General features: G+C 61.9%; 26 protein-coding genes, 1 tRNA gene and 1 pseudogene. 5 read left to right on the top strand and 23 right to left on the bottom strand.

Annotation, left to right across the window (positions count from 1 at the left end; genetic code table 11):
• On the top strand, positions 1-326 hold a 326-nt coding region (locus ACFO3A_RS07680), incomplete at its 5' end, for a transposase (protein WP_377725385.1).
• 79 nt (positions 327-405) lie between these two features.
• On the opposite strand, the gene ACFO3A_RS07675 is transcribed toward ACFO3A_RS07680, so the two are convergent.
• The 5 genes from ACFO3A_RS07675 to ACFO3A_RS07655 form a co-directional block, all read right to left on the bottom strand.
• A complete protein-coding gene (locus ACFO3A_RS07675) occupies positions 406-1392 on the bottom strand; it encodes a chemotaxis protein (protein WP_377725384.1) in 987 nt (328 codons plus the stop codon).
• A 152-nt stretch (positions 1393-1544) separates the two neighbouring features.
• Entirely contained in the window at positions 1545-2396 is an 852-nt protein-coding gene (locus tag ACFO3A_RS07670; protein WP_377725383.1) for a nucleotidyl transferase AbiEii/AbiGii toxin family protein, read from the bottom strand.
• Entirely contained in the window at positions 2393-3304 is a 912-nt protein-coding gene (locus ACFO3A_RS07665) for a type IV toxin-antitoxin system AbiEi family antitoxin domain-containing protein (protein ID WP_377725382.1), read from the bottom strand. Before ACFO3A_RS07665 ends, ACFO3A_RS07670 begins: the two co-directional genes overlap by 4 nt.
• 534 nt (positions 3305-3838) lie before the next feature.
• On the bottom strand, positions 3839-5023 hold the full coding sequence (locus tag ACFO3A_RS07660) for a serine hydrolase domain-containing protein (protein WP_377725381.1): 1185 nt from the start codon (positions 5021-5023) through the stop codon (positions 3839-3841).
• Positions 5024-5081: 58 nt separating this feature from the next.
• Complete coding sequence (locus tag ACFO3A_RS07655; protein ID WP_377725380.1) at positions 5082-5600, bottom strand: pilin; 519 nt, start codon at positions 5598-5600, stop codon at positions 5082-5084.
• Between the two features lie 266 nt (positions 5601-5866).
• Here ACFO3A_RS07655 and ACFO3A_RS07650 point away from each other — a divergent pair, with 266 nt between their 5' ends.
• The 3 genes from ACFO3A_RS07650 to ACFO3A_RS07640 all read left to right on the top strand — a co-directional run bounded on the left by ACFO3A_RS07650 (position 5867) and on the right by ACFO3A_RS07640 (position 6916).
• On the top strand, positions 5867-6274 hold the full coding sequence (locus tag ACFO3A_RS07650) for a hypothetical protein (protein ID WP_377725379.1): 408 nt from the start codon (positions 5867-5869) through the stop codon (positions 6272-6274).
• A 152-nt stretch (positions 6275-6426) separates the two neighbouring features.
• Positions 6427-6645 (top strand): BrnT family toxin, encoded by a 219-nt coding sequence (locus ACFO3A_RS07645; protein WP_377725378.1) that lies wholly within the window; start codon positions 6427-6429, stop codon positions 6643-6645.
• Positions 6620-6916, top strand: a complete 297-nt coding sequence (locus ACFO3A_RS07640; RefSeq protein WP_377725377.1) for a BrnA antitoxin family protein — start codon at positions 6620-6622, stop codon at positions 6914-6916. The genes ACFO3A_RS07645 and ACFO3A_RS07640 overlap by 26 nt, the downstream gene beginning before the upstream one ends.
• A gap of 170 nt (positions 6917-7086) precedes the next feature.
• On the opposite strand, the gene ACFO3A_RS07635 is transcribed toward ACFO3A_RS07640, so the two are convergent.
• The 8 genes and pseudogenes from ACFO3A_RS07635 to ACFO3A_RS07600 form a co-directional block, all read right to left on the bottom strand.
• Positions 7087-7162 (bottom strand) — tRNA-Thr (locus ACFO3A_RS07635).
• A 34-nt stretch (positions 7163-7196) separates the two neighbouring features.
• Positions 7197-7698, bottom strand: a pseudogene (locus tag ACFO3A_RS07630) (ClpXP protease specificity-enhancing factor).
• 27 nt (positions 7699-7725) lie between these two features.
• Positions 7726-8340, bottom strand: a complete 615-nt coding sequence (locus ACFO3A_RS07625; protein ID WP_377725376.1) for a glutathione S-transferase N-terminal domain-containing protein — start codon at positions 8338-8340, stop codon at positions 7726-7728.
• A 117-nt stretch (positions 8341-8457) separates the two neighbouring features.
• Positions 8458-9192 (bottom strand): cytochrome c1, encoded by a 735-nt coding sequence (locus ACFO3A_RS07620; protein WP_377725393.1) that lies wholly within the window; start codon positions 9190-9192, stop codon positions 8458-8460.
• A 23-nt stretch (positions 9193-9215) separates the two neighbouring features.
• A complete protein-coding gene (locus tag ACFO3A_RS07615; protein ID WP_377725374.1) occupies positions 9216-10631 on the bottom strand; it encodes a cytochrome b in 1416 nt (471 codons plus the stop codon).
• A 10-nt stretch (positions 10632-10641) separates the two neighbouring features.
• Positions 10642-11238, bottom strand: a complete 597-nt coding sequence (gene petA, locus ACFO3A_RS07610; protein WP_377725372.1) for a ubiquinol-cytochrome c reductase iron-sulfur subunit — start codon at positions 11236-11238, stop codon at positions 10642-10644.
• Positions 11239-11398: 160 nt separating this feature from the next.
• Positions 11399-12496: a 4-hydroxythreonine-4-phosphate dehydrogenase PdxA gene (gene pdxA / locus ACFO3A_RS07605; RefSeq protein ID WP_377725370.1), complete on the bottom strand. Its 1098-nt coding sequence runs from the start codon at positions 12494-12496 to the stop codon at positions 11399-11401.
• 5 nt (positions 12497-12501) lie between these two features.
• A complete protein-coding gene (locus tag ACFO3A_RS07600) occupies positions 12502-13254 on the bottom strand; it encodes a Nif3-like dinuclear metal center hexameric protein (RefSeq protein ID WP_377725368.1) in 753 nt (250 codons plus the stop codon).
• A gap of 112 nt (positions 13255-13366) precedes the next feature.
• On the opposite strand from ACFO3A_RS07600, the gene ACFO3A_RS07595 reads away from it, so the two are divergent.
• On the top strand, positions 13367-14524 hold the full coding sequence (locus ACFO3A_RS07595; protein WP_377725367.1) for a trypsin-like peptidase domain-containing protein: 1158 nt from the start codon (positions 13367-13369) through the stop codon (positions 14522-14524).
• An 80-nt stretch (positions 14525-14604) separates the two neighbouring features.
• On the opposite strand, the gene tatC is transcribed toward ACFO3A_RS07595, so the two are convergent.
• From tatC to galE, 10 genes are all read right to left on the bottom strand, one after another.
• Positions 14605-15387 (bottom strand): twin-arginine translocase subunit TatC, encoded by a 783-nt coding sequence (tatC, locus tag ACFO3A_RS07590; RefSeq protein ID WP_377725365.1) that lies wholly within the window; start codon positions 15385-15387, stop codon positions 14605-14607.
• A 30-nt stretch (positions 15388-15417) separates the two neighbouring features.
• Complete coding sequence (tatB, locus tag ACFO3A_RS07585) at positions 15418-15927, bottom strand: Sec-independent protein translocase protein TatB (protein ID WP_377725363.1); 510 nt, start codon at positions 15925-15927, stop codon at positions 15418-15420.
• 43 nt (positions 15928-15970) lie between these two features.
• Positions 15971-16201 carry a Sec-independent protein translocase subunit TatA gene (tatA, locus tag ACFO3A_RS07580; protein ID WP_377725361.1) on the bottom strand — a complete coding sequence of 77 codons (231 nt, stop codon included), beginning with the start codon at positions 16199-16201 and terminating at the stop codon, positions 15971-15973.
• Between the two features lie 253 nt (positions 16202-16454).
• Positions 16455-16847 carry a histidine triad nucleotide-binding protein gene (locus tag ACFO3A_RS07575; RefSeq protein WP_377725360.1) on the bottom strand — a complete coding sequence of 131 codons (393 nt, stop codon included), beginning with the start codon at positions 16845-16847 and terminating at the stop codon, positions 16455-16457.
• A 14-nt stretch (positions 16848-16861) separates the two neighbouring features.
• A complete protein-coding gene (locus tag ACFO3A_RS07570) occupies positions 16862-17899 on the bottom strand; it encodes a patatin-like phospholipase family protein (RefSeq protein ID WP_377725358.1) in 1038 nt (345 codons plus the stop codon).
• Positions 17874-18251 carry a DUF4870 family protein gene (locus ACFO3A_RS07565; protein WP_377725357.1) on the bottom strand — a complete coding sequence of 126 codons (378 nt, stop codon included), beginning with the start codon at positions 18249-18251 and terminating at the stop codon, positions 17874-17876. Before ACFO3A_RS07565 ends, ACFO3A_RS07570 begins: the two co-directional genes overlap by 26 nt.
• Positions 18252-18261: 10 nt before the next feature.
• Positions 18262-18609: a phosphoribosyl-ATP diphosphatase gene (locus ACFO3A_RS07560; protein WP_377725356.1), complete on the bottom strand. Its 348-nt coding sequence runs from the start codon at positions 18607-18609 to the stop codon at positions 18262-18264.
• 6 nt (positions 18610-18615) lie between these two features.
• Positions 18616-19005 (bottom strand): phosphoribosyl-AMP cyclohydrolase, encoded by a 390-nt coding sequence (hisI, locus tag ACFO3A_RS07555; RefSeq protein WP_377725354.1) that lies wholly within the window; start codon positions 19003-19005, stop codon positions 18616-18618.
• Positions 19006-19108: 103 nt separating this feature from the next.
• Positions 19109-19909, bottom strand: a complete 801-nt coding sequence (gene hisF, locus ACFO3A_RS07550; protein ID WP_377725353.1) for an imidazole glycerol phosphate synthase subunit HisF — start codon at positions 19907-19909, stop codon at positions 19109-19111.
• Positions 19910-19978: 69 nt separating this feature from the next.
• A complete protein-coding gene (gene galE, locus ACFO3A_RS07545) occupies positions 19979-20995 on the bottom strand; it encodes a UDP-glucose 4-epimerase GalE (RefSeq protein ID WP_377725352.1) in 1017 nt (338 codons plus the stop codon).
• Positions 20996-21096 lie beyond the last annotated feature (101 nt).

Raw genomic sequence — 21096 nt, 5'->3', positions numbered from 1 at the left:
CTGATCGCAAAGGAGCGCTTGCGGCATTCAAGCGCTGCAAACACTCGCTGGGGCGGGTGCAAAGCGTGCTGACGGACAGCGGTTACACAGGCGTGCCCTTTGCGCAAGGCGTCAAGGACATCCTGGGCGATTATGTGACGGTGGAGATTGCCAAGCGCAGCGAGTTGCACAGCTTCAAGGTCATGCCCAAGCGCTGGGTCGTGGAGCGCAGCTTTGCGTGGCTGGAGAAGAACCGCAGGCTATGGAAGAACTGCGAGCGCTGGCTCAATACCAGCTTGCAGTTCGTCCACTTGGCGTTTCTGGCACTGCTACTCAGGAGATCGTAAACACGTTCTAAAAGCACAAGGGCCGCTTGCTGCGGCCCTTGACAAATAAAGAGTGGGGGAACGAGGGAACGCGCCCTGCCTACCCGGCGGCCAGCGCCGGGCTGCCCGCCAGCGATTCACGAATCGCCCCGGCCAGCTCCGCCGGCTGGAACTTGGCGATGTAGCCATTGGCGCCCACCTTGCGCACCAGGTCTTCGTTGGTCGTGCCGGACAGCGAGGAGTGAATCAGCACCGGCAGCCGGGAAAACCGGGGGCTTTGCTTGATGTGCCGGGTCAGGGTGAAGCCGTCCATCTCCGGCATTTCCAGATCGGTCAGCATCAGCCCCACCTTGTCGTAGATCGACTGGCCCTCGGCCTCGGCCTGATCGGCCAGGACGTTGAGCCGCTCCCACGCTTCCTTGCCGGATTTGACGATCTCGAACGGCGCCTCCAGCTCCTTGAGCGTCTGCTCCAGCAGCGCCCGCGCGACGAAGGAATCATCGGCGGCCAGCACGATGGTGTTCTCCTTCATGCGCAGCTTGGCGCCGATGTTCTTGCCTGTCACCGTCGGCCGATCCTGCTCCGGGGTGACCATCTGCACGATGGCCTCCACGTCCAGCACCTGCGCCAGACACTGCTCGCCGTTGGCATCGTCGTTCATCCGGGCAAAGCTGGTCACCAGGGACTTGGCCGTCCCGCTGGCATCGGCGGGAATCACCTGCTTCCAGTCCAAGCGGGCAATGTCCTCGACCGACTCCACCGCAAACGCCTGCACGGTACGGGCGTACTCGGTCACCAACAGGATGTTCAGCCCCGTCTCCGGCTCGCAACCGACGATGGCCGGCAGATCGAACACCGGAATCACCTGCCCGCGCAGGTTCAGCACCCCCAGGGAAGACTTGTCCGCCCCCACGATGGGCGTGATCTTGGGCATCGCCATGATCTCGCGAATCTTGAACACGTTGATGCCGAACAACTCGGACTGGCCCAGCACCTTGTCCTTGCCCAGGCGGAACATCAGCATTTCAAACTTGTTCGAGCCTGCAAGATTGGTGCGCTCGTCGATCTCGGATTGGTGTTTCGTCATAGTGAACTCTCCTGCGAATGCAGCCAGCCAACGGTGTTACAGCCCGCATCATATGTGAATTGCCGAAGCCCAACCAAGCGCTCTACACACTTGAGCGTAGACCCGGGCGCCGCACCGGCAACGATCATGCGCCGATCTTCATGGAAACGAACTCACCATGGCAAAGCACGGTACAGAGCCACAACCCGTCCCATCGCTTCATCAAATGATGGAAGCTCGCCATCCACATCTGCCGCCAACTCCCGATAACCCATGCGGGCCATGGAGACAACGCCTTCCGACTCCATCGCAGCGGCCACTGGAACAATCCCCCTGGCGCCACAAGAAGCCACCAAAATTTGATGAATCTTGGCAAGCTCCCCAGCCATAAGCACAGGCCCGGACTCCAGCAATAGCCAGATGTCATAAACATCTTGCCGACGGTTTCTCCGGCGAACGGGCTGCTGAAGCAGTGAGCGCATCTTTTCCGCCAGCACATTGTTCAGGGCATACGAGTGGATGGTTGCACCTCCATCCAGCTCCAGCACTTCCACATCAAAAACAGCCTCATTGAAGCTGTAATCAATTTCCACCACCTGCGCAGAAGAACCAGCCGCCAAACGGGCCATCTGCCCTGGATTGCTTCGGCTTGCGAACCCGATTTTCAACGCCAGGCTATGGTGGGTTTTGTTCTCGCCTTTGGGCTGAACCTGGTGAGATTGCAGACGGCACAGCGTGCCGTAGGAAAGCCGGTTCTCTGCCGCGACCAGGCCTTCGCGCAGCTCTGCCAAAAGAGCCTCTGCACTTGCTTGCGTGTACTTGTCCCGGGTAGAAAAATCCAAGTCCCGGGTATAGCGAGAGCTGTCATACCGTATGGCCAGCAAAAGCCCGCCCTTCATCACCATCTTGGCGCTCAGATTCTGAGAATGACCAATCCCGTCAAGAATGATGTGCACCGCCTCCCGAAAGCCCTGCTGCCCGTGCGGCGCCTGCTCTACCCAAGCTTCCACGTCTACTTCATTCATCGCCCCTCCGCGTTCGTTTGCGCCTCCCCCAATGATGGAACGTTGATCGACAGCGCCCACCGCTCAGAGAAAAACGGCGCGTACTCAGCCTGCGGATCCAGCTTGCGGGAACCTCCCCGCTGCACATTCAACGCCCACACATCCACCAGCGGATGGGATAAGCCACACACCGCTTCCAGAAGATAGCCAGCCCGCGCCCGCTCAATCGACGTCCCATGCTTGTCCAGCTCATCCACAATCAGCTTCGAATACTTCGCCGCATATTCCCGGTAAGTGTCGATGACATGCTGCATTCCCCCGCACAGCTCCGGCTCGCGCAGCATATCCAGGAAGGTACGCCCCAGCATGGCGACACGAATGGACGGAGACTTGATCGCCTTGAAAGCGCCACGCTGCGAACGACGCACCAACTCTACCCGCACCCCATCAATGCGCTCCAGCTTCTGGAAACTCAGCACCGGCAATCTGGCTGCAAGGTAATCGTCCTTGCGCCCTTGCAAATCCCTGTCCATACGGGCCGCAGCCTGTGCTTTCCACTCTTGCCCAGACGGCGTCGACAAATACAGAATCTTCGGAAACCGGTCAGTAATGCCGTGGTACTCCATGGCGCTCAGATGGCTGATATAGCCGAACGGATCCACAGCACACGCCACCTCCACCGCCAGCGGCTTGTTGCGCCCAAAAAGCTGGAAAACCGTGCCCGCCTTGAACCCCTTGGCCGGTGAAATCAAGCCAAACGATGACAAAGTGCGCACCACCTCTGCATACAAACCCAATGAAACCGGCACGCCTGCTGCCTGGGTCGCCACCAAAACCCCCAACTCGTACCCGGTTACCACTGGCCGCGCCCACGCCCCCAACCGTTCCTGGATGGGCTTGATGAGAGGGTTCAAAACATCAAACGTCATTATTCCAATCTATTAAATGCTACAATCAACGTCCTAAGGACGTTGATTGTAGCATTTAAATTAAAATTTCATAACCTCAATACTTATGACACAGGCAGCACCTCTGCACGGAGCCGCATGGGCGATCCTAGCCCAAGTGCGTCGCGAGGTCTGGATTCGTTGAACCAACCCAGGTATCCAGGGATGCTGTGCACGAATCACCGCGACAGTGCCGACCGGCGTGGTCGGGGGCCAACCGCTTGAAAAATAAAAAAATAGCTTTTTCCGCTTGTATCCATTGAGTTTTAAATACAAAACAATCTAAAACACAGTAAATACAATCGGTATAAGCTATTATTTTTTATCATAACCAACCCGTCAACCGCCATGCCCGCGAAGGCGGGCATCCAGTCGCAGCCTGACCTTCATCACCGCTGTACCCATCGCCAGCGCCGTCACTGGACACCCGCCTTCGCGGGTGTAACGGGCACTCAGTATGTTGATTGAATGAGGGTTTGGGTGCGACGGCCCTGCGCTGACCGACCAATCATGCCGCTATGCCCCTCCTCCGTTTTCCAACAGCGCCTGTCGAACCTGCTGCGGCGCAGCCGTCAGGGGCCGCCCCTCGCCCGCCCCCAACCAGACGATGAAGTTGCCCGCCTCATCCATCACAAACAACGCCGCCATGCCATACAGGTAGCCGCCTTGCTGCCACAGGCGCTGGCCGTCCACTTCCACACGGTTCAAGAAGCCGTCGTAACACGCAAACAGTTGCCGCGCATCGCAGGCGATGCTGTCGTCACGCAGGTTTTGTGCCAAGGTCAGCAAGGGACGCTGGGCGTCAATGAAACGGGCCAGACCGCCTGCATTGCCCGTCAGCCCCATCGGGGCACGGGCAGCGTACCAATCAAGGCGCTGCACAAACCCGGCATCCGGGCTGGTCAAGCCGGCGTGCATGAAGTTGTAGGCCACGGGGGTATCGCGCTGGTCAAGCCAATCCAGACCGTGGTCGTGCAGGTGAAAATCTTCGGCCAATGCCGTCCACAGGCTGCGGCCAAAGCGCTTTTCATAGGCTGCCGCTGCCAGACAGTAATCAAGGTTGTGGTACGCAAAACGGCTGCCCGGCGCATAGTCCAGCCGGGTGTGGGCCAGCGTGCCCAGGTCGTAAGGACACCAGGGACGCTGCTGTTTGCGGGTGTTCTGAAAGCGGGTGATCGGGTCTTCGGTCTTCAGGCGGTCGAACCCCGCAGAGTGGTTCAGCAAATCACGCACCCGGATGCGGCCCACCCGCGCATCGGCATAGGGCGATGCCAGGCCCAGCACCTCGACCAGCGGCGCATCCAGCCAGGCGGCCTGCTCTGCCGCAGGCACCCCGGTCAGACCAATAAAGCTGACGATCTTGCTCAAACTGGCCAGCCGCATCGGCGTATCCGGCGCCAGGCGCGGGCTGAGGATAGGGGCGCCCTCCCAGCCATTGGTGCAGACGCTGACCGCACCGCTGCGGGTGACGAAAGCCAACTGGTTGGCGGGCGAATCGTGCGCGGTGGCCATGGCGCGGGCCAGCGTATCCAGCCAGCGCGGTGCCTGGGCATCGCAGCGTGTAGACCAGGCGGCCAACTGGCCCTGTGCGGGGTATATCCAGCGGCGTACCATATTGCGGTCAGTTTCCCAGGCCAGCCAGGGGATAAAGACCAGCAACAGCACAATGCTGTAAATCAGTAGACGGTAATAAATGCGCATGTTTTATAGAAATTAAAAAAGCGCCCAGTGGCGCTTTTTATTTCATATTGGCTACAAATTAACCATCAGTAGATTCATCACCACCAGAGTCACCACCACCGGTAGCAGCAGCACCACATCCCGCAGGACGGAATTTTGCATCAGCATTAGTCGAGCAAGTCCAAGTACCCTCAGTGGTACGACTCCATCCTAAAGTAGTGGAGCTGAGAACCTTAGCTGCACTGCCACCAAACGCGGCATTGATAGTCACGGCACCGGTATCCCAACTGCCAGTAATCGTTAGGCCAGTTTGGCCTGTAGATGCAGCAGTGCTTTGGTTTCCCGACTCCTGCCCCAAAAGGTTGCTCCGTGTCCAGCCGATATTGCAATTTGCTTGAGTAACACCATCCAGCAAACAGGTTTCAATCGCGGTTTTCAGGCTACCAGTTTCACTCATCACACGGGCCACTTGCGATTTAGCGACATAGTTCTGATACTGCGGAATCGCCACAGCAGCCAAAATACCAATAATCGCCACAACGATCATCAGTTCGATCAGGGTAAAACCCTTTTGCACGGTACGCAGGGTGCGTTTCATGGCAAGCTCCTTAAAGAGTGAAAAAAACAGACAGCACTCTTTAAGCAAAGGCCATGCCAACTTATAAAAACACCAGTTTTGACCGTTTTTGTGCATTTGTCATACGTGGCACCATGCCACCCAGGCAGATTTGGCACAGCAATAGGTATGCCAACTACCCCTGGCACATATTGCGCAGCGCCAGGAAAAAAACCAAAGACAGGGGCATGGCGCACCGGTAAAACGAGCGCCTAAAATCCCGGCGCAACGCAAAGGAGGCCACGACTATGGACAGCATCAGCCTGGATGCCGCTGAGGTAATGACCGGCATCAGCCGCCGCACGCTGTGGCGGCGCGTGGCCGAGGGCGTGCTGGTCAGCACGGAAAAGGATGCCCGGGGCCGCACCATGCTGGCGCTGGAGGGTCTTCTGGAACCGATGCAGGACTGCACCGGGCTGGTCTTCAGTGCGCAGGACCTGGCGGTCTTGTGCCAGGCGGACGCAGGCAATGCCCAGGCCCAGGCAGACGTCGGAGCGCTGCTCTACGCGGCCTCAGCCGCGAGTAAAGCCCCCCCCCCCAAGTCACGCTGCGGCGTTGTACTGGCTGCGTTTGGCGGCAGAACAGGGCAATTGCGATGCCATGCACTGGCTGAGTACCGCCGCAGCACAAACCCACACCGAAAAAGGCAATCATGAGGCACTGATGTGGCTGGCCAAGGCAGCAGCCCATGGGCACCGGATTGCCCAGGCACAAATGGGCGAGGTGCTTGACCACTGCGTGCGGCCCGCGCCGCTGCGCTGAACCAGACGCACAGCGCACCATCCCGCTATCCAGAGAAGCGCTGCAAATGCTGAAAGAACTCGAAGAGTTGCCGCTGGGCGCCCACAAGCAGCAGGACACACGCAAGCCCTACCCGGAACCCCGCTTGGTAGCTATCGGCTTCTTGGACGCACGCTTGCATGTGCTGTGCTTCACCCCGGTAGCTGGTGGCATTCGTGTCATTAGCTTTCGTAAAGCGAATGTCAGAGAGGTTAAAAACTATGAACAAACGCGCACCACTGATTGACGGCGACGGCGAAGTCCGTGAATTGACTACGGCTGATCTACGTCATTTCAAACCCGCAGCCGAAGTACTAGACCCGGAACTGTATGCCGAGCTGCTGAAGATGAATCGCCGCGCTGGCGTGCGTGGGGCACAAAGGGCACCCACAAAGATTGCGACCACTATCCGCCTATCCCCTGAAGTCATGGACGCTTTTAAGGCTACTGGCGCGGGCTGGCAAACGCGTATTGACGCAGCTTTAAAGGATTGGCTAAAGACGCATAAGCTTGCATGATTTCGCCTATGTAATAGGGATTCAGAGGACTATCTCACCGCAACGTCTACAGGCTCTTGCATCCACAGCCAGGGCAGCAGCCTGCACGCAGAAATTTACCGCCTGACGTCTGCTTGAACGCAGAGAAAAAGAAATCCCGCGACATCTTGCGACGTTGCGGGATGAATGAATGGTGCCGGTTGTCGGATTCGAACTGACGACCTACCGCTTACAAGGCGGGTGCTCTACCAACTGAGCTAAACCGGCGGATTTCGGTAAAGGGCGGATTCTAGCCGAAAAATTACTTCACCAATTTCAGCGCCGGGCGCTTGCCGGCAGGCGGGGGGGGGAGGCGGTTCGTCGTCGCCATCCATGCTGCTGGCGGGGGATTCGTCCTTGGTACTGCTGACCAGTTGCACGACCGGGGCTTTGGCCGCAGGCGGCTCTGCGGGAGCAAAGGCTGCTGCATCCATGGGCTGGGGCTCTTCCGGGGGAAAGGACATGCCTTGCCCGGTTTCACGGGCGTAGATGGCAACGACCCGCCCGACGGGCAGGATGATTTCATGGGGCTTGCCACCGAAGCGGGCCTTGAAATGGATGAAGTCGTTGTCCATTTGCAGGCCGCTGGTGGCGTCGTAGCTGACGTTGAGCACAATCTGCCCGTCCTGCACGAATGCCGGGGGCACTTGCACGCTGTCGTCGGCCTGCACCACCAGATAGGGGGTCAGGCCATTGTCGGAACACCACTCATGCAAGGCCCGCAACAGGTACGGGCGGGTGGAGGTTGTGCTGGTTTCGTCCATAACAGTCCTTTTTCCCCAGGCCAATGCTTACTTGCGCATCACTTTTTCGGAAGGGGTGAGCGCTTCGATATACGCCGGGCGCGAGAAGATGCGCTCGGCATATTTGAGCAGCGGAGCGGCGTTCTTCGACAGTTCGATGCCGTAGTAGTCCAGACGCCACAAGAGCGGGGCAATGGCGACGTCGAGCATGGAGAAGTTCTCGCCCAGCATGTACTTGTTCTTCAGGAACACGGGCGCGAGCTGGGTCAGGCGGTCGCGGATGTGGGTGCGGGCTTTTTCCAGCTCTTTATCGTTGCCCTTTTTGCCGTTGGCATGTTCCAGGGTATTGACGTGGGCAAACAGTTCTTTCTCGAAGTTGAGCAGGAACAGGCGTACCCGGGCGCGGTCTACCGGGTCGCCGGGCATGAGCTGGGGGTGGGGGAAGCGTTCATCAATGTATTCGTTGATGATGTTCGACTCGTACAGGATCAGGTCACGCTCGACCAGGATGGGCACCTGACCGTAGGGATTCATGGCCATGATTTCCTCGGGCTTGCTGAATAAGTCCACGTCACGGATTTCAAAATCCATGCCTTTTTCAAACAGCACGAAGCGGCTGCGGTGGGAGTAAGGGCAGGTGGTTCCCGAATAAAGCACCATCATGGCGAAGGCTCCTAAAAATCAAAAAGAGTGGGACGCCTGTTGCAGCGCCCACTCTGACTTTCAGCGGCCGATTGCCGGTGCCGGATTTGCACTGGCAATCGGCCGCTGCGCGGTTGGTTATTTAACGTCTTTCCAGAAGGCTGCGTTCAGCTTCCAGGCAATAACGATGAAGATGGCCAGGAAAATCAGCACGCCGACACCGACGCGGACACGGGTGGCCTGGGCCGGCTCCCCCATCCATTGCAGGTAGTTTACGAGGTCGCCGATCTGCTGGTCGTACTCCTGCTCGCTCAGGGTGCCGGGGGTGATTTGCTCCCAGCCCTTGAAATGGTCGCCCTCAAACACGGCGCGGCGCTGGCCCTGCATTTCCCACAGGGGATGGGGCATGCCCACGCTGGGGAAGGCCAGGTTGTTCCAGCCGGTGGCCTTGGTGTCGTCACGGTAGAAGGTGCGCAGGAAGGTGTAGAGATAGTCTGCACCCGTGCCATTGTGACCGGCACGCGAGCGGGCGATGACGGTCAGGTCAGGCGGGTTGGCGCCGAACCAGTCCTTGGCCTGCTTGGGATTGATCGCGGCAATCATGGTCTCGCCCACTTTGTCGGTGGTAAAGAGCAGGTTGTCCTTGATCTCCTGTTCGGACAGGCCGATGTCCTGCAGGCGGTTGTAGCGCATGAAGGCAGCGGAGTGGCAGCCCAGGCAGTAGTTCACAAACAGCTTGGCGCCGTTTTGCAAGGATGCCTGGTTGCTGATGTCGACCGGTGCCTTGTCCCAGGGGATGCCGGCATCGGAGGCAGCGTGCGCACCCGTGGCAATGCCCAGAGCGGCAATCAGCGAAAGGATAAATTTTTTCATCATGGTTTGTTACTCCTGGCCGATCAGTGGGGCTTGAAGGTCACGCGCTCAGGCACAGGTTTGGTTGCGCCGATGCGGCTCCACCAAGGCATCAGCAGGAAGAAGCCGAAGTAAAACAGGGTGCCCGCTTGCGAGACTTTTTCACCCAGCGGGAAGGGAGGCAGCACGCCCAGGTAGCCCAGGACGAAGAAGTTCACCACGAAGATGGCGTACATCACTTTGTGCCAGCCCGGACGGTAGCGGATGGACTTGACTTCGCAGTAGTCCAGCCAGGGCAGGGCGAACAGGATGATCACGGCACCGCCCATGACCACGACGCCCCAGAACTTGGCGTCGATGGCCAGCATCAGGGCGATTGCCACCACGCCAGCGCCCAGGGCAGCCATCTTGAACAGGCCCGGCAGCTTGGACTTGAATGCGGCAAAACCCATGGCCAGCACCACGCAGGCGATCAGCGCGTACATCATTTCAGCGGTAATGGCACGCAACATCGAATAGAAGGGCGTGAAGTACCAGACGGGGGCGATGTGGTTGGGTGTCTTGAACGGGTCGGCCGGGATGAAGTTGTTGTACTCCAGGAAGTAGCCGCCGAACTCGGGGGCGAAGAACACCACGGCCGAGAACAGGAACAGGAACACAGCCACGCCGAAGATGTCGTGCACAGTGTAGTAGGGGTGGAAGGGCACGCCGTCCAGGGGATGGCCGTTGGCATCCTTCGGAGCGCCGGGGGCCTTGATTTCCACGCCGTCCGGGTTGTTCGAACCCACATCGTGCAGCGCCAGCAAGTGGGCCACGATCAGGCCGATCAGCACCAGCGGCACGGCGATGACGTGGAAGCTGAAGAAGCGGTTGAGCGTTGCGTCGCCGACCACGTAGTCGCCACGGATCAGAATCGCCAGATCGGGGCCGACGAAGGGGATGGCCGAGAACAGGTTCACGATCACCTGGGCGCCCCAGTAGGACATCTGGCCCCAGGGCAGCAGGTAGCCCATGAAGGCTTCGGCCATCAGCGCCAGGAAGATGGCGCAGCCGAAAATCCAGACCAGTTCGCGCGGCTTGCGGTAGGAGCCGTAGATCAGGCCACGGAACATGTGCAGGTAGACGACGATGAAGAAGGCCGAGGCACCGGTGGAGTGCATGTAGCGGATCAGCCAGCCCCAGGGCACGTCGCGCATGATGAACTCGACCGACTCGAACGCCTTGGCGGCGTCGGGCTTGTAGTTCATCACCAGGAAGATGCCGGTGACGATCTGGATCACCAGCACCAGCAGGGCCAGGGAGCCGAAGATGTACCAGAAGTTGAAGTTCTTCGGAGCGTAGTACTCCGACATGTGAACCTTGTAAGCGGAAAACGCGGTCGGGAAGCGGTTTTCAAACCAGTTCACCACCTTGGCGCCGGTCGGCGCATTCGGATCAATGTCCTTGAATTCGTGAGCCATGTCGTCTCCCTCAGGCCTTCTTGTCTTCACCGATCAGCAGCTTCGTGTCTGACAGGTACATATGCGGGGGCACTTCCAGGTTGTCCGGTGCGGGCTTGTTCTTGAACACGCGGCCAGCCATGTCGAAAGTGGAGCCGTGACAGGGGCAGAAGAATCCGCCCTTCCAGTCATCGGGCAGCGAAGGCTGCGCCCCCGTGGCGAACTTGCTGGTCGGCGAGCAGCCCAGGTGGGTGCAGATGCCCACCAGCACCAGGTATTCGGGCTTGATCGAGCGCCATTCGTTCTTGGCGTACTCGGGGGTGGGGAATGCGGTGCGCTCGGAATGGGGGTCGGCCATGTCGCCGTCCAGCGATTTCAGTTCATCGAGCTGCTGCTGGGTGCGGCGCACGACCCACACCGGCTTGCCGCGCCATTCGACGGTTTTCATTTCGCCGGGCTGCAAGGAGGAGATATCCACCTCCACCGCTGCACCGGCAGCCTTGGCCTTCTCAGAAGGCTGGAAGGTGCTTACAAAAGGGACAGCGGCCGCGACGCCGCCTACCGCGCCAGCGCAGGCCGACGTGATGATCCACGTCCGCTTGCTGGAGTCGACAGGAGTTTCACTCATGGGGATCCTCGATTAAACATCGCTAGATTAGGGAATAACCGCTAAATTGTAGCGGAGCCGCTACAGCAACTCCAAACGCCCCACAGGGCTAGGACGGGGTTTTTCTCACCTGACAAGAGGCCTGACCCGTACCCTAGGCAGTTCTTCATCGCGCAGGTGTTCAAGAGGCCGGCGCCTGGCCAAAACCGCCTGCCAGACCCGGCGCAGCTGCCATTTGCTGCGCCAGACAAACAGCTTGCACCAGACTGGCAGGATCGGCGACACCGTGTCCGGCGATGTCGAAAGCGGTGCCGTGGTCGGGGCTGGTACGAATCAGCGGCAGGCCCAGGGTGACATTCACGCCATGTTCAACGCCCAGATATTTGATAGGAATCAAACCCTGATCGTGGTACATCGCCAACACCACCTCAAATTCCCCAGGGTGGGTGGGTGTATTGCGGGCCCGCATGAACACGGTATCCGGGGCATACGGGCCGTGGGCATCGACGCCCATGGCACGGGCCGCCGCAATCGCCGGAGCGATGGTGTCCAGCTCCTCGCGGCCAAACAGCCCGCCCTCCCCTGCATGGGGGTTGAGCCCGGCCACGGCGATGCGCGGGGCATGGCCCAGGATGGGGGTCAGCGCCTGGTGGGTGATTGCCAGGGTTTGCAGGATGTTCTCCTGGGTGACGGCGGCCAGCGCCTGGCGCAGGCTGACGTGAATACTCACCAGCACGGTACGCAGTTCGGGGGTGGCCAGCATCATGCGCACCGGCATCTGCGCGACGGGCACGCCCGCATGGCGGGCGGCCTGGGCCTGCAGCAACTCGGTGTGCCCGGGAAAGTCCACCCCGGCAGCGTGCAGGGCTTCCTTGTGCAAGGGGGCGGTAATCAGGGCCGCAATCTCGCCACGCAAGGCGGCATCGGCGGCCCACTGCACGCACTGCGCAGCGGCCGCCCCGGCAGCGGCGCTGATCTGTCCCCAGGCGGGCGGCGGCGGCAGGCCCGGCAAGGGCAGCACGGGCAGGCAGCGCGGCGGCACCCGCCAGGCATCCTGCGGCGCGGCGATCTCGGCCACGGGCAGCAGGCCCTGGCCGGGGCCGGCAATCACCTGGGCGGCACGGCGCAGCGTGGCCACGTCGCCCACGGCAAAGCAGCCGCGCAATGCTTCGGCATGGTCACGAAAGGCTTTGGCGATGATCTCCGGGCCAATGCCGGCGGCATCGCCCTGGGTAATGGCAAAGGGGGCAAAGGTTTTTTGGGTGGGGGGGCAGTGCATGGGGCTTACGCCGGGTTGGCGATTTCAATGAAACGGTGCGCGACGCCCAGCGTTTGCGCCAGATGCTCGCCCAGGGCGGCCACGCCATAGCGCTCGGTGGCATGGTGGCCGGCGGCGATGAAGGTGGCGCCCATTTCGCGGGCCAGGTGCGCCTGGGGTTCGGAAATCTCGCCCGTGATGAAGGCCTGGGCGCCTGCGGCCAGCGCGGCTTCAAAAAAGCCCTGCGCCCCGCCGCTGCACCAGGCCAGGCGGGTAATCGGCTGGTCGGGGGCGCCGCTGATCCAGGTGGCGCTGCGGCCCAGGGCGTTTTCCACCTGATCGACCAACGCCTGCGGACTGGCAAATCGGCACGGCCCGATCGCGCCCAGATCCTGCTCGCCAAAGCTGGCATCGGCCACCACCCCCAGGCGCTGGCCCAGCTGGGCGTTGTTGCCCAGCGTGGGGTGGGCGTCCAGCGGCAGGTGGTAGGCGATCAGGTTGATGTCATGCGCCAGCAGAAGGCGCAGGCGCTCCTTGAGCCAGCCGGTGACGCGCCCGTCCATGCCGCGCCAGAACAGACCGTGGTGGACGAGGATGGCATCGGCCCCGTCGGCAATGGCCGCTTCGATCAGGGCCCGGCTGGCCGTGACGCCGCTGACGATGCGGCGCACCTGCGCCCTGCCCTGCACTTGCAGGCCATTGGGGCCGTAGTCCTTGAAGCGTTCGGGCTGCAACAGGCCATCGCACTGTTGCAGCAGTTGTTCACAAGAAATCTGCATGGTGCCATTGTGCCTGTAACACTGCCTGTACCTATGCCTGCGCCGGTGCCCAAGGAGGACACGAGGGCAGGGGCCATCGCGGACAATGCGCCTTTATCCGCACTTTTTTTGTATGAAACGCTACTGGCTTCTTTTTGCCCAGACCGTGACGGTGCTCCTCGCGGTGTATTTTGTCGTGGCCACCCTGCAACCGACCTGGCTGCAACGCGGCCAGCCCTTTGGCGATACCGGGCTGGTGCTGCTGCAAGCCCCCTCTGCCCCGCACACCGAGCCGGTGGCCGGCAGCCTGAGCCACGCCGCCCAGGCGGCCATGCCTGCCGTGGTGAGCATCACCACCAGCCAGGCGGTGCGCCACCCCCGGGCCAATGACCCGTGGTTCCAGTTCTTCTTCGGCGACCTGGGCACGCAGCAGAAAACCGGGCTGGGCAGCGGCGTGATCGTCAGCAGCGACGGCTACATCCTGACGAACAACCACGTCGTGCAGGGTGCCGACGAGATCGAGGTGAGCCTGACCGATGGCCGGCGCACCAGCGCCCAGGTGATCGGCACCGACCCCGAATCCGACCTGGCCGTCCTCAAGATCGCACTGCCGGAGCTACCCGTCATCGTCCTGGGCAATTCCGACCACATTGCCGTGGGCGACCAGGTGCTGGCCATCGGCAACCCGTTCGGCGTGGGCCAGACGGTGACCAGCGGCATCATCAGCGCCCTGGGGCGCAACCACCTGGGCATCAACACCTTCGAGAACTTCATCCAGACCGACGCGGCCATCAATCCGGGCAATTCCGGCGGCGCCCTGGTGGACATCAACGGCCACCTGCTGGGCATCAACACGGCGATTTATTCGCGCTCGGGCGGCAGCATGGGCATCGGCTTTGCCATTCCCGTCTCGACCACGAAGATGGTGCTGGACGGCATCGTGCGCGAGGGCCGGGTCACGCGCGGCTGGATCGGCGTGGAGCCGGGCGAACTGTCGCCCGAGCTGGCGCAGACCTTTGGCGTGCCGCCGGGCAGCGGCGTCATCATCACCGGCGTGCTGCAGGCCGGGCCGGCAGCGCAAGCGGGGATGCAGCCCGGCGACGTGGTGTTGAGCGTCCACGGCCAGCCCACGCGCACCGTGGCCGAACTGATGAGTACCGTGGCTGCGCTGCGCCCGGGGCAAAGCTATGCGGTACAGGTCATGCGCGGGGGACAGGCCCAGGCGCTGCAAGTCACGCCGCTGACCCGCCCCAGTGCCCAGCGCGAACAAAACAATAGCTTGCAGCGCTGATGAAAAAAGGGTTTCAGGATATTTAAACCCTGAAACCCTTTGCACATCAGCGGAAGAAGCTACTTTTTATCAAGCAACCCTTATGGCGTTGCTTCACCATCTTCGGCGGGCTTGGTCTTGGCAAACCACCCGGCGGCGATGATGCCGACTTCGTACAGCAGGCACATGGGCACGGCCAGGGCCAGTTGCGAGATCACGTCCGGCGGGGTGACGATGGCGGCGATGATGAAGGCCACCACGATGAAGTAGCCGCGAAAGCTCTTGAGCTTGGCGATCTCGACCAGGCCGAAGCGCACCAGCAACATCACCACGATGGGCACCTGAAACGCCAGACCGAACGCCAGGTAGAGCGACAGGATCGCCTCCACATACGAAGCAATGTCGGGCGTGGCCGCCACGCTGGCCGGGGTGAAGCCCTGGATGAAGGCAAACATCTTGTCCAGCACGAAAAACTGCACGAAGGCGATACCCAGGTAAGCCAGCAGGCTGCCGAAAACGATCAGCGGCATGGCAAAGCGCTTTTCGTGGCTGTACAGGCCCGGGGCGACGAAGGCCCACAGCTGGTACATGATCCACGGCAGCACGGCCAGCACGCCGACCATCATCAGCACCTTCAAAGGCACGAAAAACGGCGAGAACACGCCCACGGCAATCAGCTTGGCGTCCGGCGGCATGTGCGCCCGGATGGGCTGGGCGATCAGGTCGATCAGCCCGTTGGGGCCGGGCCAGATGGCCAGCACGATCACGGCCAGCGCCACGCCGTAGACGCTGTAGAGCAGCCGGTCGCGCAATTCGATAAGGTGCTGGACGAAGGGTTGTTCGGTACCGGCCAGTTCGTCTTCAGTAGGAGGTGTGGAGGACATTGTTTTCAGTCAGCGCTGCGCTTTATTCAGTTAGCGCTTCTTCGGGCGAAACCGCGCCACCCGGGCCGCGCCCGACTGGACGTGGGTACGCAGCCCGCCCTGGCGCGTTTTGTACCAGCGCGGCACGGCGCCGCGCTTGAGGCGGAAATTCTTGCCCGGATGCCGGTAGGCGGGCACCACCTGGCTGGCGGCATCCAGGGTGCTGCGCCACAGCTCCCCGCTGGTGTCTTCCGCGTGGTCGCGCTCCAGATTCTTCAATTCGGTGCCGACGCTGCCCAGGTCTTTTTCCAGCTCGGCGGCGGTCGATTGCACGGAGGACTGCACGTCCCGCGCGGCCGATTCGACCGATTCCTTCATCTTGCGCAGCTCGTCCAGCTCCATGGAGCGATTGACTTCCGCCTTGACATCCGCGACGTAGCGCTGCGCCCGTCCGAGCAGGGAGCCGACGGTGCGGGCCACGCGCGGCAGCTTTTCCGGGCCGATGACGATCAGCGCCACGGCGCCGATCAGCGCCATTTTGGACAGACCTAAATCAAGCATGGCAAACGCTCCTTAGAAGCCGCCAGGGGCAGCAGCCACGGCATCAGCTTTTTTGCTTGGCTTCGACATCAATGGTGGTTTTCTGGGCACCTTCCTGGTGCGTGACCTGGCTGGCCGGGGCATCTGCGGCCTCGGTGCCTTCCTTCATGCCATCCTTGAAGCCTTTGACGGCGCCGCCCAGATCCTGGCCGATGTTTTTCAGTTTTTTGGTGCCGAAGACCAGCACCACGATCAGCAGCACGACGAGCCAGTGCCAAATCGAAAAAGAACCCATGAGAGATACCTCCTAGACAACGTTGCGCATTGTAGACGCGGCCTTGTCCCCTCCAGGCCACGGCCACCGGAACCAGATCAAGAAACGCTTAGAACGTGTTTACGATTTCGGCGCGAAGGGGTGCGGGATGCAGATCGGGATGGGCTGCTAGGCGCAAACCGCAGCCATAGCCGTAGCTATGGCGAGGATTTGCAACGACGCAGAGCGCCCGAGGCCGCGACTGCACACCCGCGCCGAGATCGTAAACACGTTCTCAGGCTTTTTTCCACGGGCGCGGCCCGCCGATGACGTGGACGTGCAGGTGATGCACCTCCTGCCCGCCTTCTGCACCGGTGTTGATCTGCACGCGAAAGCCGCCGTCCGGGTAGGGGTTGCAGCCTTCCTGGGCGGCCAGTTGCGGGGCCAGCGCCAGGATGCGGCCCAGCAGGGCGGCGTCGCCCGGGCCGGTGTGCGCCAGCGAGGGAATGTGGCGCTTGGGGATGATCAGGAAATGCACCGGCGCCCAGGGGGCGATGTCGTGAAAGGCGAACAGCTCGTCGTCTTCATACACCTTGCGACTGGGAATCTGGCCGGCGGCGATTTTGCAGAAGATGCAGTTGTCATCGTGGGCATGGACGTAGGGATGGGCGGTGGCGGTTTCAGTCATGGCATTCAAAATTTTCAACAGTGGTCAACGATTTGCAGCGTCTGGCGCACGCCGATGTCGGCAAAGTGGGTATGTACCCAGCGCTGGCCTTGCGCACGCCCGCGCTCGAACAGTTGCCGGATGAAGGCCAGATCGGCCCGCGCCTTGCTGGCCGCACCCAGTTCGCCCAGCGCGGCGCCGCCGTCGATGCGGTGCAGCAGCACGTTTTTGTAGCGTTTGGGGTCGAGCTTGCCTTCGGCCAGCAAGCGGCGCACGAAGTCGATGGCCCGCAGCTCGCCGAGCAGGCTGGCGTTGAAGGTGACTTCATTGACGCGCTCGGCGATCTCGGCAGCGGTGCTGGGCAGGGCGGTCTGCTCCACCGGGTTGATCTGCACCAGCAGCATGTCGGCGCAGGGCGTGTGGTAGATCAGCGGGTACAGCGCCGGGTTGCCGGAGAAGCCGCCGTCCCAGTAGAACTCCCCCTCCACCTCCACCGCCTTGTAGAGCTGCGGCAGGCAGGCCGAGGCCATGACCGCGTCGGTGGACAGGCGTTGCTCGGAAAACACCTCGCCCTTGCCGGTGCGCACGTTGGTGGCGCAGACGAACAGCTTGGGCATTCCGGCCAGATCGGCCGCAGCGTGCAGCTGGTCGAAGTCCACCGTGCGTTGCAGCAACATGCGCAGCGGGTTGATGTCCAGCGGGTTGGTCTGGTAGGGCGAGAGGAACTGGCTCATCATGCCCAGCAGCGGGTTGCTGGCCATGCCGGCGGTGAAGAAGCCCAGGGTGCCGACGCCTTCCCACAGGTCGCGCAGCGCCTTGCGGGCGCGTTCGCGGGCGGCCTTGTGGCGCGGCTTGGCGTGGTCGGGAAACTCCAGCGCGGCGCTGGCAAAACCGTGGGCCAGCGCGACGGCGTTCATGGCCCCGGCGCTGGTGCCGCTGATGCCGGGAAATTCGATGCGTCCGTCTTCCAGCAGGGCGTCCAGCACGCCCCAGGTGAACGCGCCGTGCGAGCCGCCACCTTGCAGGGCGAGGTTGAGGTGGCGCACCTCAGAGGGGCATGGGTTTGTGGTCATTCCAGAACAGCAGTCCTTTCACCATGCGGTAGATCAGCCAGATCACCAGCACGGCCAGAATAATGAATCCCACGCCGATCAGGGCCGTGATCGTCCCGACCACGGCCCAGGCCAGCCCCCACCAGAAGGTGCGCATCTGCCAGGCGAAGTGGCTTTCGTACAGGGTGCCCGCCGCGTCCTCGCGCTTGATGTAGTTGATGACGATGGCCACGATGGCCGGCACCCCGCCCAGCACCCAGCACGAGGCGTACAGGATGTAGAGGATGAGGGTGAGCTGGCGCAGGCTGGCGATTTGCTGCTCGGTCTTGCTGCCGCCGCCAACCTGCATCCAGATTTCCTTGTCTTGGTTCATGCGTTCTTCCTTACGGTGTATTGCGCTGGGCTTTTTCCTCCAGGCCGCTCAGGCCCTCGCGCCGCGCCAGTTCGGCCACCACCTGTTCGGGCGTCAGGCCGTAGTGCGCCAGCGCCACCATGCTGTGAAACCACAGGTCGGCCACTTCGTACAGTACCGCCGCCTTGTCGCCGCCGTGGTCGGCATCCTTGCAGGCCATGACCACTTCGGTGGCTTCCTCGCCGATTTTTTTCAGGAAACTGTCCGGCCCCTTGGCCAGCAGACGGGCCACGTAGCTGGTTTCGGGGTTGCCGCCGTTGGCGGGTTTGCGGCTTTCCAGCACCGCGCCCAGGCGGGCCAGGGTATCGTCACTTTGCATAGAGATTTACTTGTAGATGTTGGCCGGGTCTTTCAAGACCGGCTCCACGGCCTGCCACCGACCATCGCGCAGCACGCTGAAAAAACAGGAGTGGCGCCCCGTGTGGCAGGCGATGCCGGGTTCGTGCCCGGTCTGGGTGATGGTGAGCAGCACCACGTCCTGGTCGCAATCGACGCGGATTTCATGCACCCTCTGCACGTGGCCCGATTCTTCACCCTTGAACCACAGCTTGCCGCGCGAACGGCTGAAATACACGGCGCGGCCCAGTTCGGCGGTTTTCTGCAGGGCTTCGCGGTTCATCCAGGCGAACATCAGCACGTCCCCCGTGTCCTTTTCCTGGGCGATGACGGGGATCAGCCCCTTTTCGTCCCAGCGCAGTTGCTCTAACCAGTCCATGGTATAAACTCTTTATTCAATAGCTGTTACCGCTGGTATTTACTGGATTTCAGCATTGAATGTATCTGAAATCGTTTATTCATCAGCGGTAGAAGCTCTTTTTTTACAAACGCACGGCAATGCCGCGTTCGCGCAGGTATTCCTTGGCCTGGCGCACGGTGTATTCGCCGTAGTGAAAGATGCTGGCAGCCAGCACGGCATCGGCGCCGCCCTGGGTCACGCCGTCGGCCAGATGCTGCAAATTGCCGACGCCGCCCGAGGCGATCACCGGCACGCCCACGGCGTCGCTGACGGCGCGGGTCAGCAGCAGGTCGAAGCCGCTTTTCGTGCCGTCGCGGTCCATGCTGGTCAGCAGGATTTCGCCCGCGCCGCGCTCGGCCATTTCCACGGCCCAGCGCACGGCGTCCAGCCCGGTGTTCTTGCGCCCGCCGTGGCTGTACACGTCCCAGCCGTCGCCCACGGGCTGGCCGTTGGCGCCGATGCGCTGCGCGTCCTCGGGCGTGCGGCGCTTGGCGTCGATGGCCACCACGATGCACTGGGCGCCGTATCTGGCCGAGACTTCATTGATGACCTGGGGATTGCTGATGGCCGCCGAGTTGAAGCTGGTCTTGTCCGCCCCGGCGTTGAGCAGGCGGCGCACGTCGTCCACGGTGCGCACGCCGCCGCCGACGGTCAGCGGGATGAATACCTGGCTGGCCACGGCCTCGATGATGGGCAGGATCAGGTCGCGCCCGTCGCTGGTGGCGGTGATGTCCAGAAAGGTCAGCTCGTCGGCACCCTGCTCGTTGTAGCGGGCGGCGATTTCCACCGGGTCGCCGGCATCGCGCAGTTCGACGAAATTGACGCCTTTGACCACGCGACCACCGGTCACGTCCAGGCAGGGGATGATGCGTTTGGCAAGCATGGGCAGTGCAGTAAAAAAACGGGAAAAGGAACCGGGCAAGATACCACGGCCGGGTGGCAGAACGGGGGCTTACCCCCGGTGCAATTGGCGGGCCACCCCATCTTGCCAGCGCCAGGCGTCCCGGCACATGGCGGCGATGTCGCGCTGTGCCCGCCAGCCCAGCAGTTGCTGCGCCAGACCGGGGTCGGCCCAGCAGGCGGCCACGTCGCCGGGGCGGCGCGGCATCATGCGGTAGGGCACGGGGCGGCCGCTGGCCTGCTCGAAGCCGCGCACCATCTCCAGCACCGACGTGGGCTGGCCGGTGCCCAGGTTCACGGTCAGCAGGCCGGGGTGCTGGCGCAAATAGCGCAGCGCGGCCAGGTGCCCGTCGGCCAGGTCGCAGACGTGGATGTAGTCGCGCTCGCCCGTGCCGTCCCGGGTGGGGTAGTCGCCGCCGAAGACGCTCAGAAACTCGCGCCGCCCTTCGGCCACCTGGGCCACGAAGGGCATCAGGTTGTTCGGGATGCCCTGCGGGTCTTCGCCGATCAGGCCGCTTTCGTGCGCCCCGACGGGGTTGAAATAGCGCAGCCGGGCGATGCGCCACTGGCCGGGCTCGGCGGCGTCCACGTCGGCCAGCACCTGCTCCATCATCAGCTTGCTCCAGCCGTAGGGATTGGTGGCCGAAAGCGGGAAATCCTCGCGGATCGGCAGGCTGGCCGGGTCGCCGTACACCGTGGCCGAGGAGGAAAACACCAGCGTGCGCACATTGGCCGCCTGCATGGCTTGCAGCAAGGTGACCGTCCCCGCCACGTTGTTTTCGTAATAGCGCAGCGGCTGCGCTACCGATTCGCCCACGGCCTTGAGCGCAGCAAAGTGAATCACGGCCTCGATCGGGTAGCGGGCAAAAATGTCGGCCAGCAAGGCGGCATCGCGCACATCGCCTTCGATACACTGCGGCGCCTGCCCGGCGATCTGTCCGATGCGCTCCAGCACCGAGGGCTGGCTGTTGCTGAAGTTGTCCAGCACCAGATACGGCTGCCCTGCCTGGGCCAGCGCCACGCCCATGTGCGAGCCGATATAGCCTGCGCCACCTGTTACCAAAATCATCAAAATTCCTTATCCTCTTACCTTTTGACAATACTTTGCAAACTATTGTCAAATCAAATTGAATGCAAAAAAACTATAACGTAACATAGTTTGTACATTTT

Source organism: Comamonas nitrativorans, assembly GCF_042654765.1.
Classification (GTDB): Bacteria; Pseudomonadota; Gammaproteobacteria; order Burkholderiales; family Burkholderiaceae_C; genus Comamonas; species Comamonas nitrativorans.
This window is presented reverse-complemented; position numbering and strand designations above follow the sequence as displayed.

Excerpts from the sequence above, each read along its gene's own strand:
- ACFO3A_RS07675 (WP_377725384.1), bottom strand. The coding sequence starts at position 1,392 with ATGACGAAACACCAATCCGAGATCGACGAGCGCACCAATCTTGCAGGC.
- ACFO3A_RS07670 (WP_377725383.1), bottom strand. The coding sequence starts at position 2,396 with ATGAATGAAGTAGACGTGGAAGCTTGGGTAGAGCAGGCGCCGCACGGG.
- ACFO3A_RS07665 (WP_377725382.1), bottom strand. The coding sequence starts at position 3,304 with ATGACGTTTGATGTTTTGAACCCTCTCATCAAGCCCATCCAGGAACGG.
- ACFO3A_RS07660 (WP_377725381.1), bottom strand. The coding sequence starts at position 5,023 with ATGCGCATTTATTACCGTCTACTGATTTACAGCATTGTGCTGTTGCTG.
- ACFO3A_RS07655 (WP_377725380.1), bottom strand. The coding sequence starts at position 5,600 with ATGAAACGCACCCTGCGTACCGTGCAAAAGGGTTTTACCCTGATCGAA.
- ACFO3A_RS07650 (WP_377725379.1), top strand. The coding sequence starts at position 5,867 with ATGGACAGCATCAGCCTGGATGCCGCTGAGGTAATGACCGGCATCAGC.
- ACFO3A_RS07645 (WP_377725378.1), top strand. The coding sequence starts at position 6,427 with ATGCTGAAAGAACTCGAAGAGTTGCCGCTGGGCGCCCACAAGCAGCAG.
- ACFO3A_RS07640 (WP_377725377.1), top strand. The coding sequence starts at position 6,620 with ATGAACAAACGCGCACCACTGATTGACGGCGACGGCGAAGTCCGTGAA.
- ACFO3A_RS07625 (WP_377725376.1), bottom strand. The coding sequence starts at position 8,340 with ATGATGGTGCTTTATTCGGGAACCACCTGCCCTTACTCCCACCGCAGC.
- ACFO3A_RS07620 (WP_377725393.1), bottom strand. The coding sequence starts at position 9,192 with ATGAAAAAATTTATCCTTTCGCTGATTGCCGCTCTGGGCATTGCCACG.
- ACFO3A_RS07615 (WP_377725374.1), bottom strand. The coding sequence starts at position 10,631 with ATGGCTCACGAATTCAAGGACATTGATCCGAATGCGCCGACCGGCGCC.
- petA (WP_377725372.1), bottom strand. The coding sequence starts at position 11,238 with ATGAGTGAAACTCCTGTCGACTCCAGCAAGCGGACGTGGATCATCACG.
- pdxA (WP_377725370.1), bottom strand. The coding sequence starts at position 12,496 with ATGCACTGCCCCCCCACCCAAAAAACCTTTGCCCCCTTTGCCATTACC.
- ACFO3A_RS07600 (WP_377725368.1), bottom strand. The coding sequence starts at position 13,254 with ATGCAGATTTCTTGTGAACAACTGCTGCAACAGTGCGATGGCCTGTTG.
- ACFO3A_RS07595 (WP_377725367.1), top strand. The coding sequence starts at position 13,367 with ATGAAACGCTACTGGCTTCTTTTTGCCCAGACCGTGACGGTGCTCCTC.
- tatC (WP_377725365.1), bottom strand. The coding sequence starts at position 15,387 with ATGTCCTCCACACCTCCTACTGAAGACGAACTGGCCGGTACCGAACAA.
- tatB (WP_377725363.1), bottom strand. The coding sequence starts at position 15,927 with ATGCTTGATTTAGGTCTGTCCAAAATGGCGCTGATCGGCGCCGTGGCG.
- tatA (WP_377725361.1), bottom strand. The coding sequence starts at position 16,201 with ATGGGTTCTTTTTCGATTTGGCACTGGCTCGTCGTGCTGCTGATCGTG.
- ACFO3A_RS07575 (WP_377725360.1), bottom strand. The coding sequence starts at position 16,847 with ATGACTGAAACCGCCACCGCCCATCCCTACGTCCATGCCCACGATGAC.
- ACFO3A_RS07570 (WP_377725358.1), bottom strand. The coding sequence starts at position 17,899 with ATGACCACAAACCCATGCCCCTCTGAGGTGCGCCACCTCAACCTCGCC.
- ACFO3A_RS07565 (WP_377725357.1), bottom strand. The coding sequence starts at position 18,251 with ATGAACCAAGACAAGGAAATCTGGATGCAGGTTGGCGGCGGCAGCAAG.
- ACFO3A_RS07560 (WP_377725356.1), bottom strand. The coding sequence starts at position 18,609 with ATGCAAAGTGACGATACCCTGGCCCGCCTGGGCGCGGTGCTGGAAAGC.
- hisI (WP_377725354.1), bottom strand. The coding sequence starts at position 19,005 with ATGGACTGGTTAGAGCAACTGCGCTGGGACGAAAAGGGGCTGATCCCC.
- hisF (WP_377725353.1), bottom strand. The coding sequence starts at position 19,909 with ATGCTTGCCAAACGCATCATCCCCTGCCTGGACGTGACCGGTGGTCGC.
- galE (WP_377725352.1), bottom strand. The coding sequence starts at position 20,995 with ATGATTTTGGTAACAGGTGGCGCAGGCTATATCGGCTCGCACATGGGC.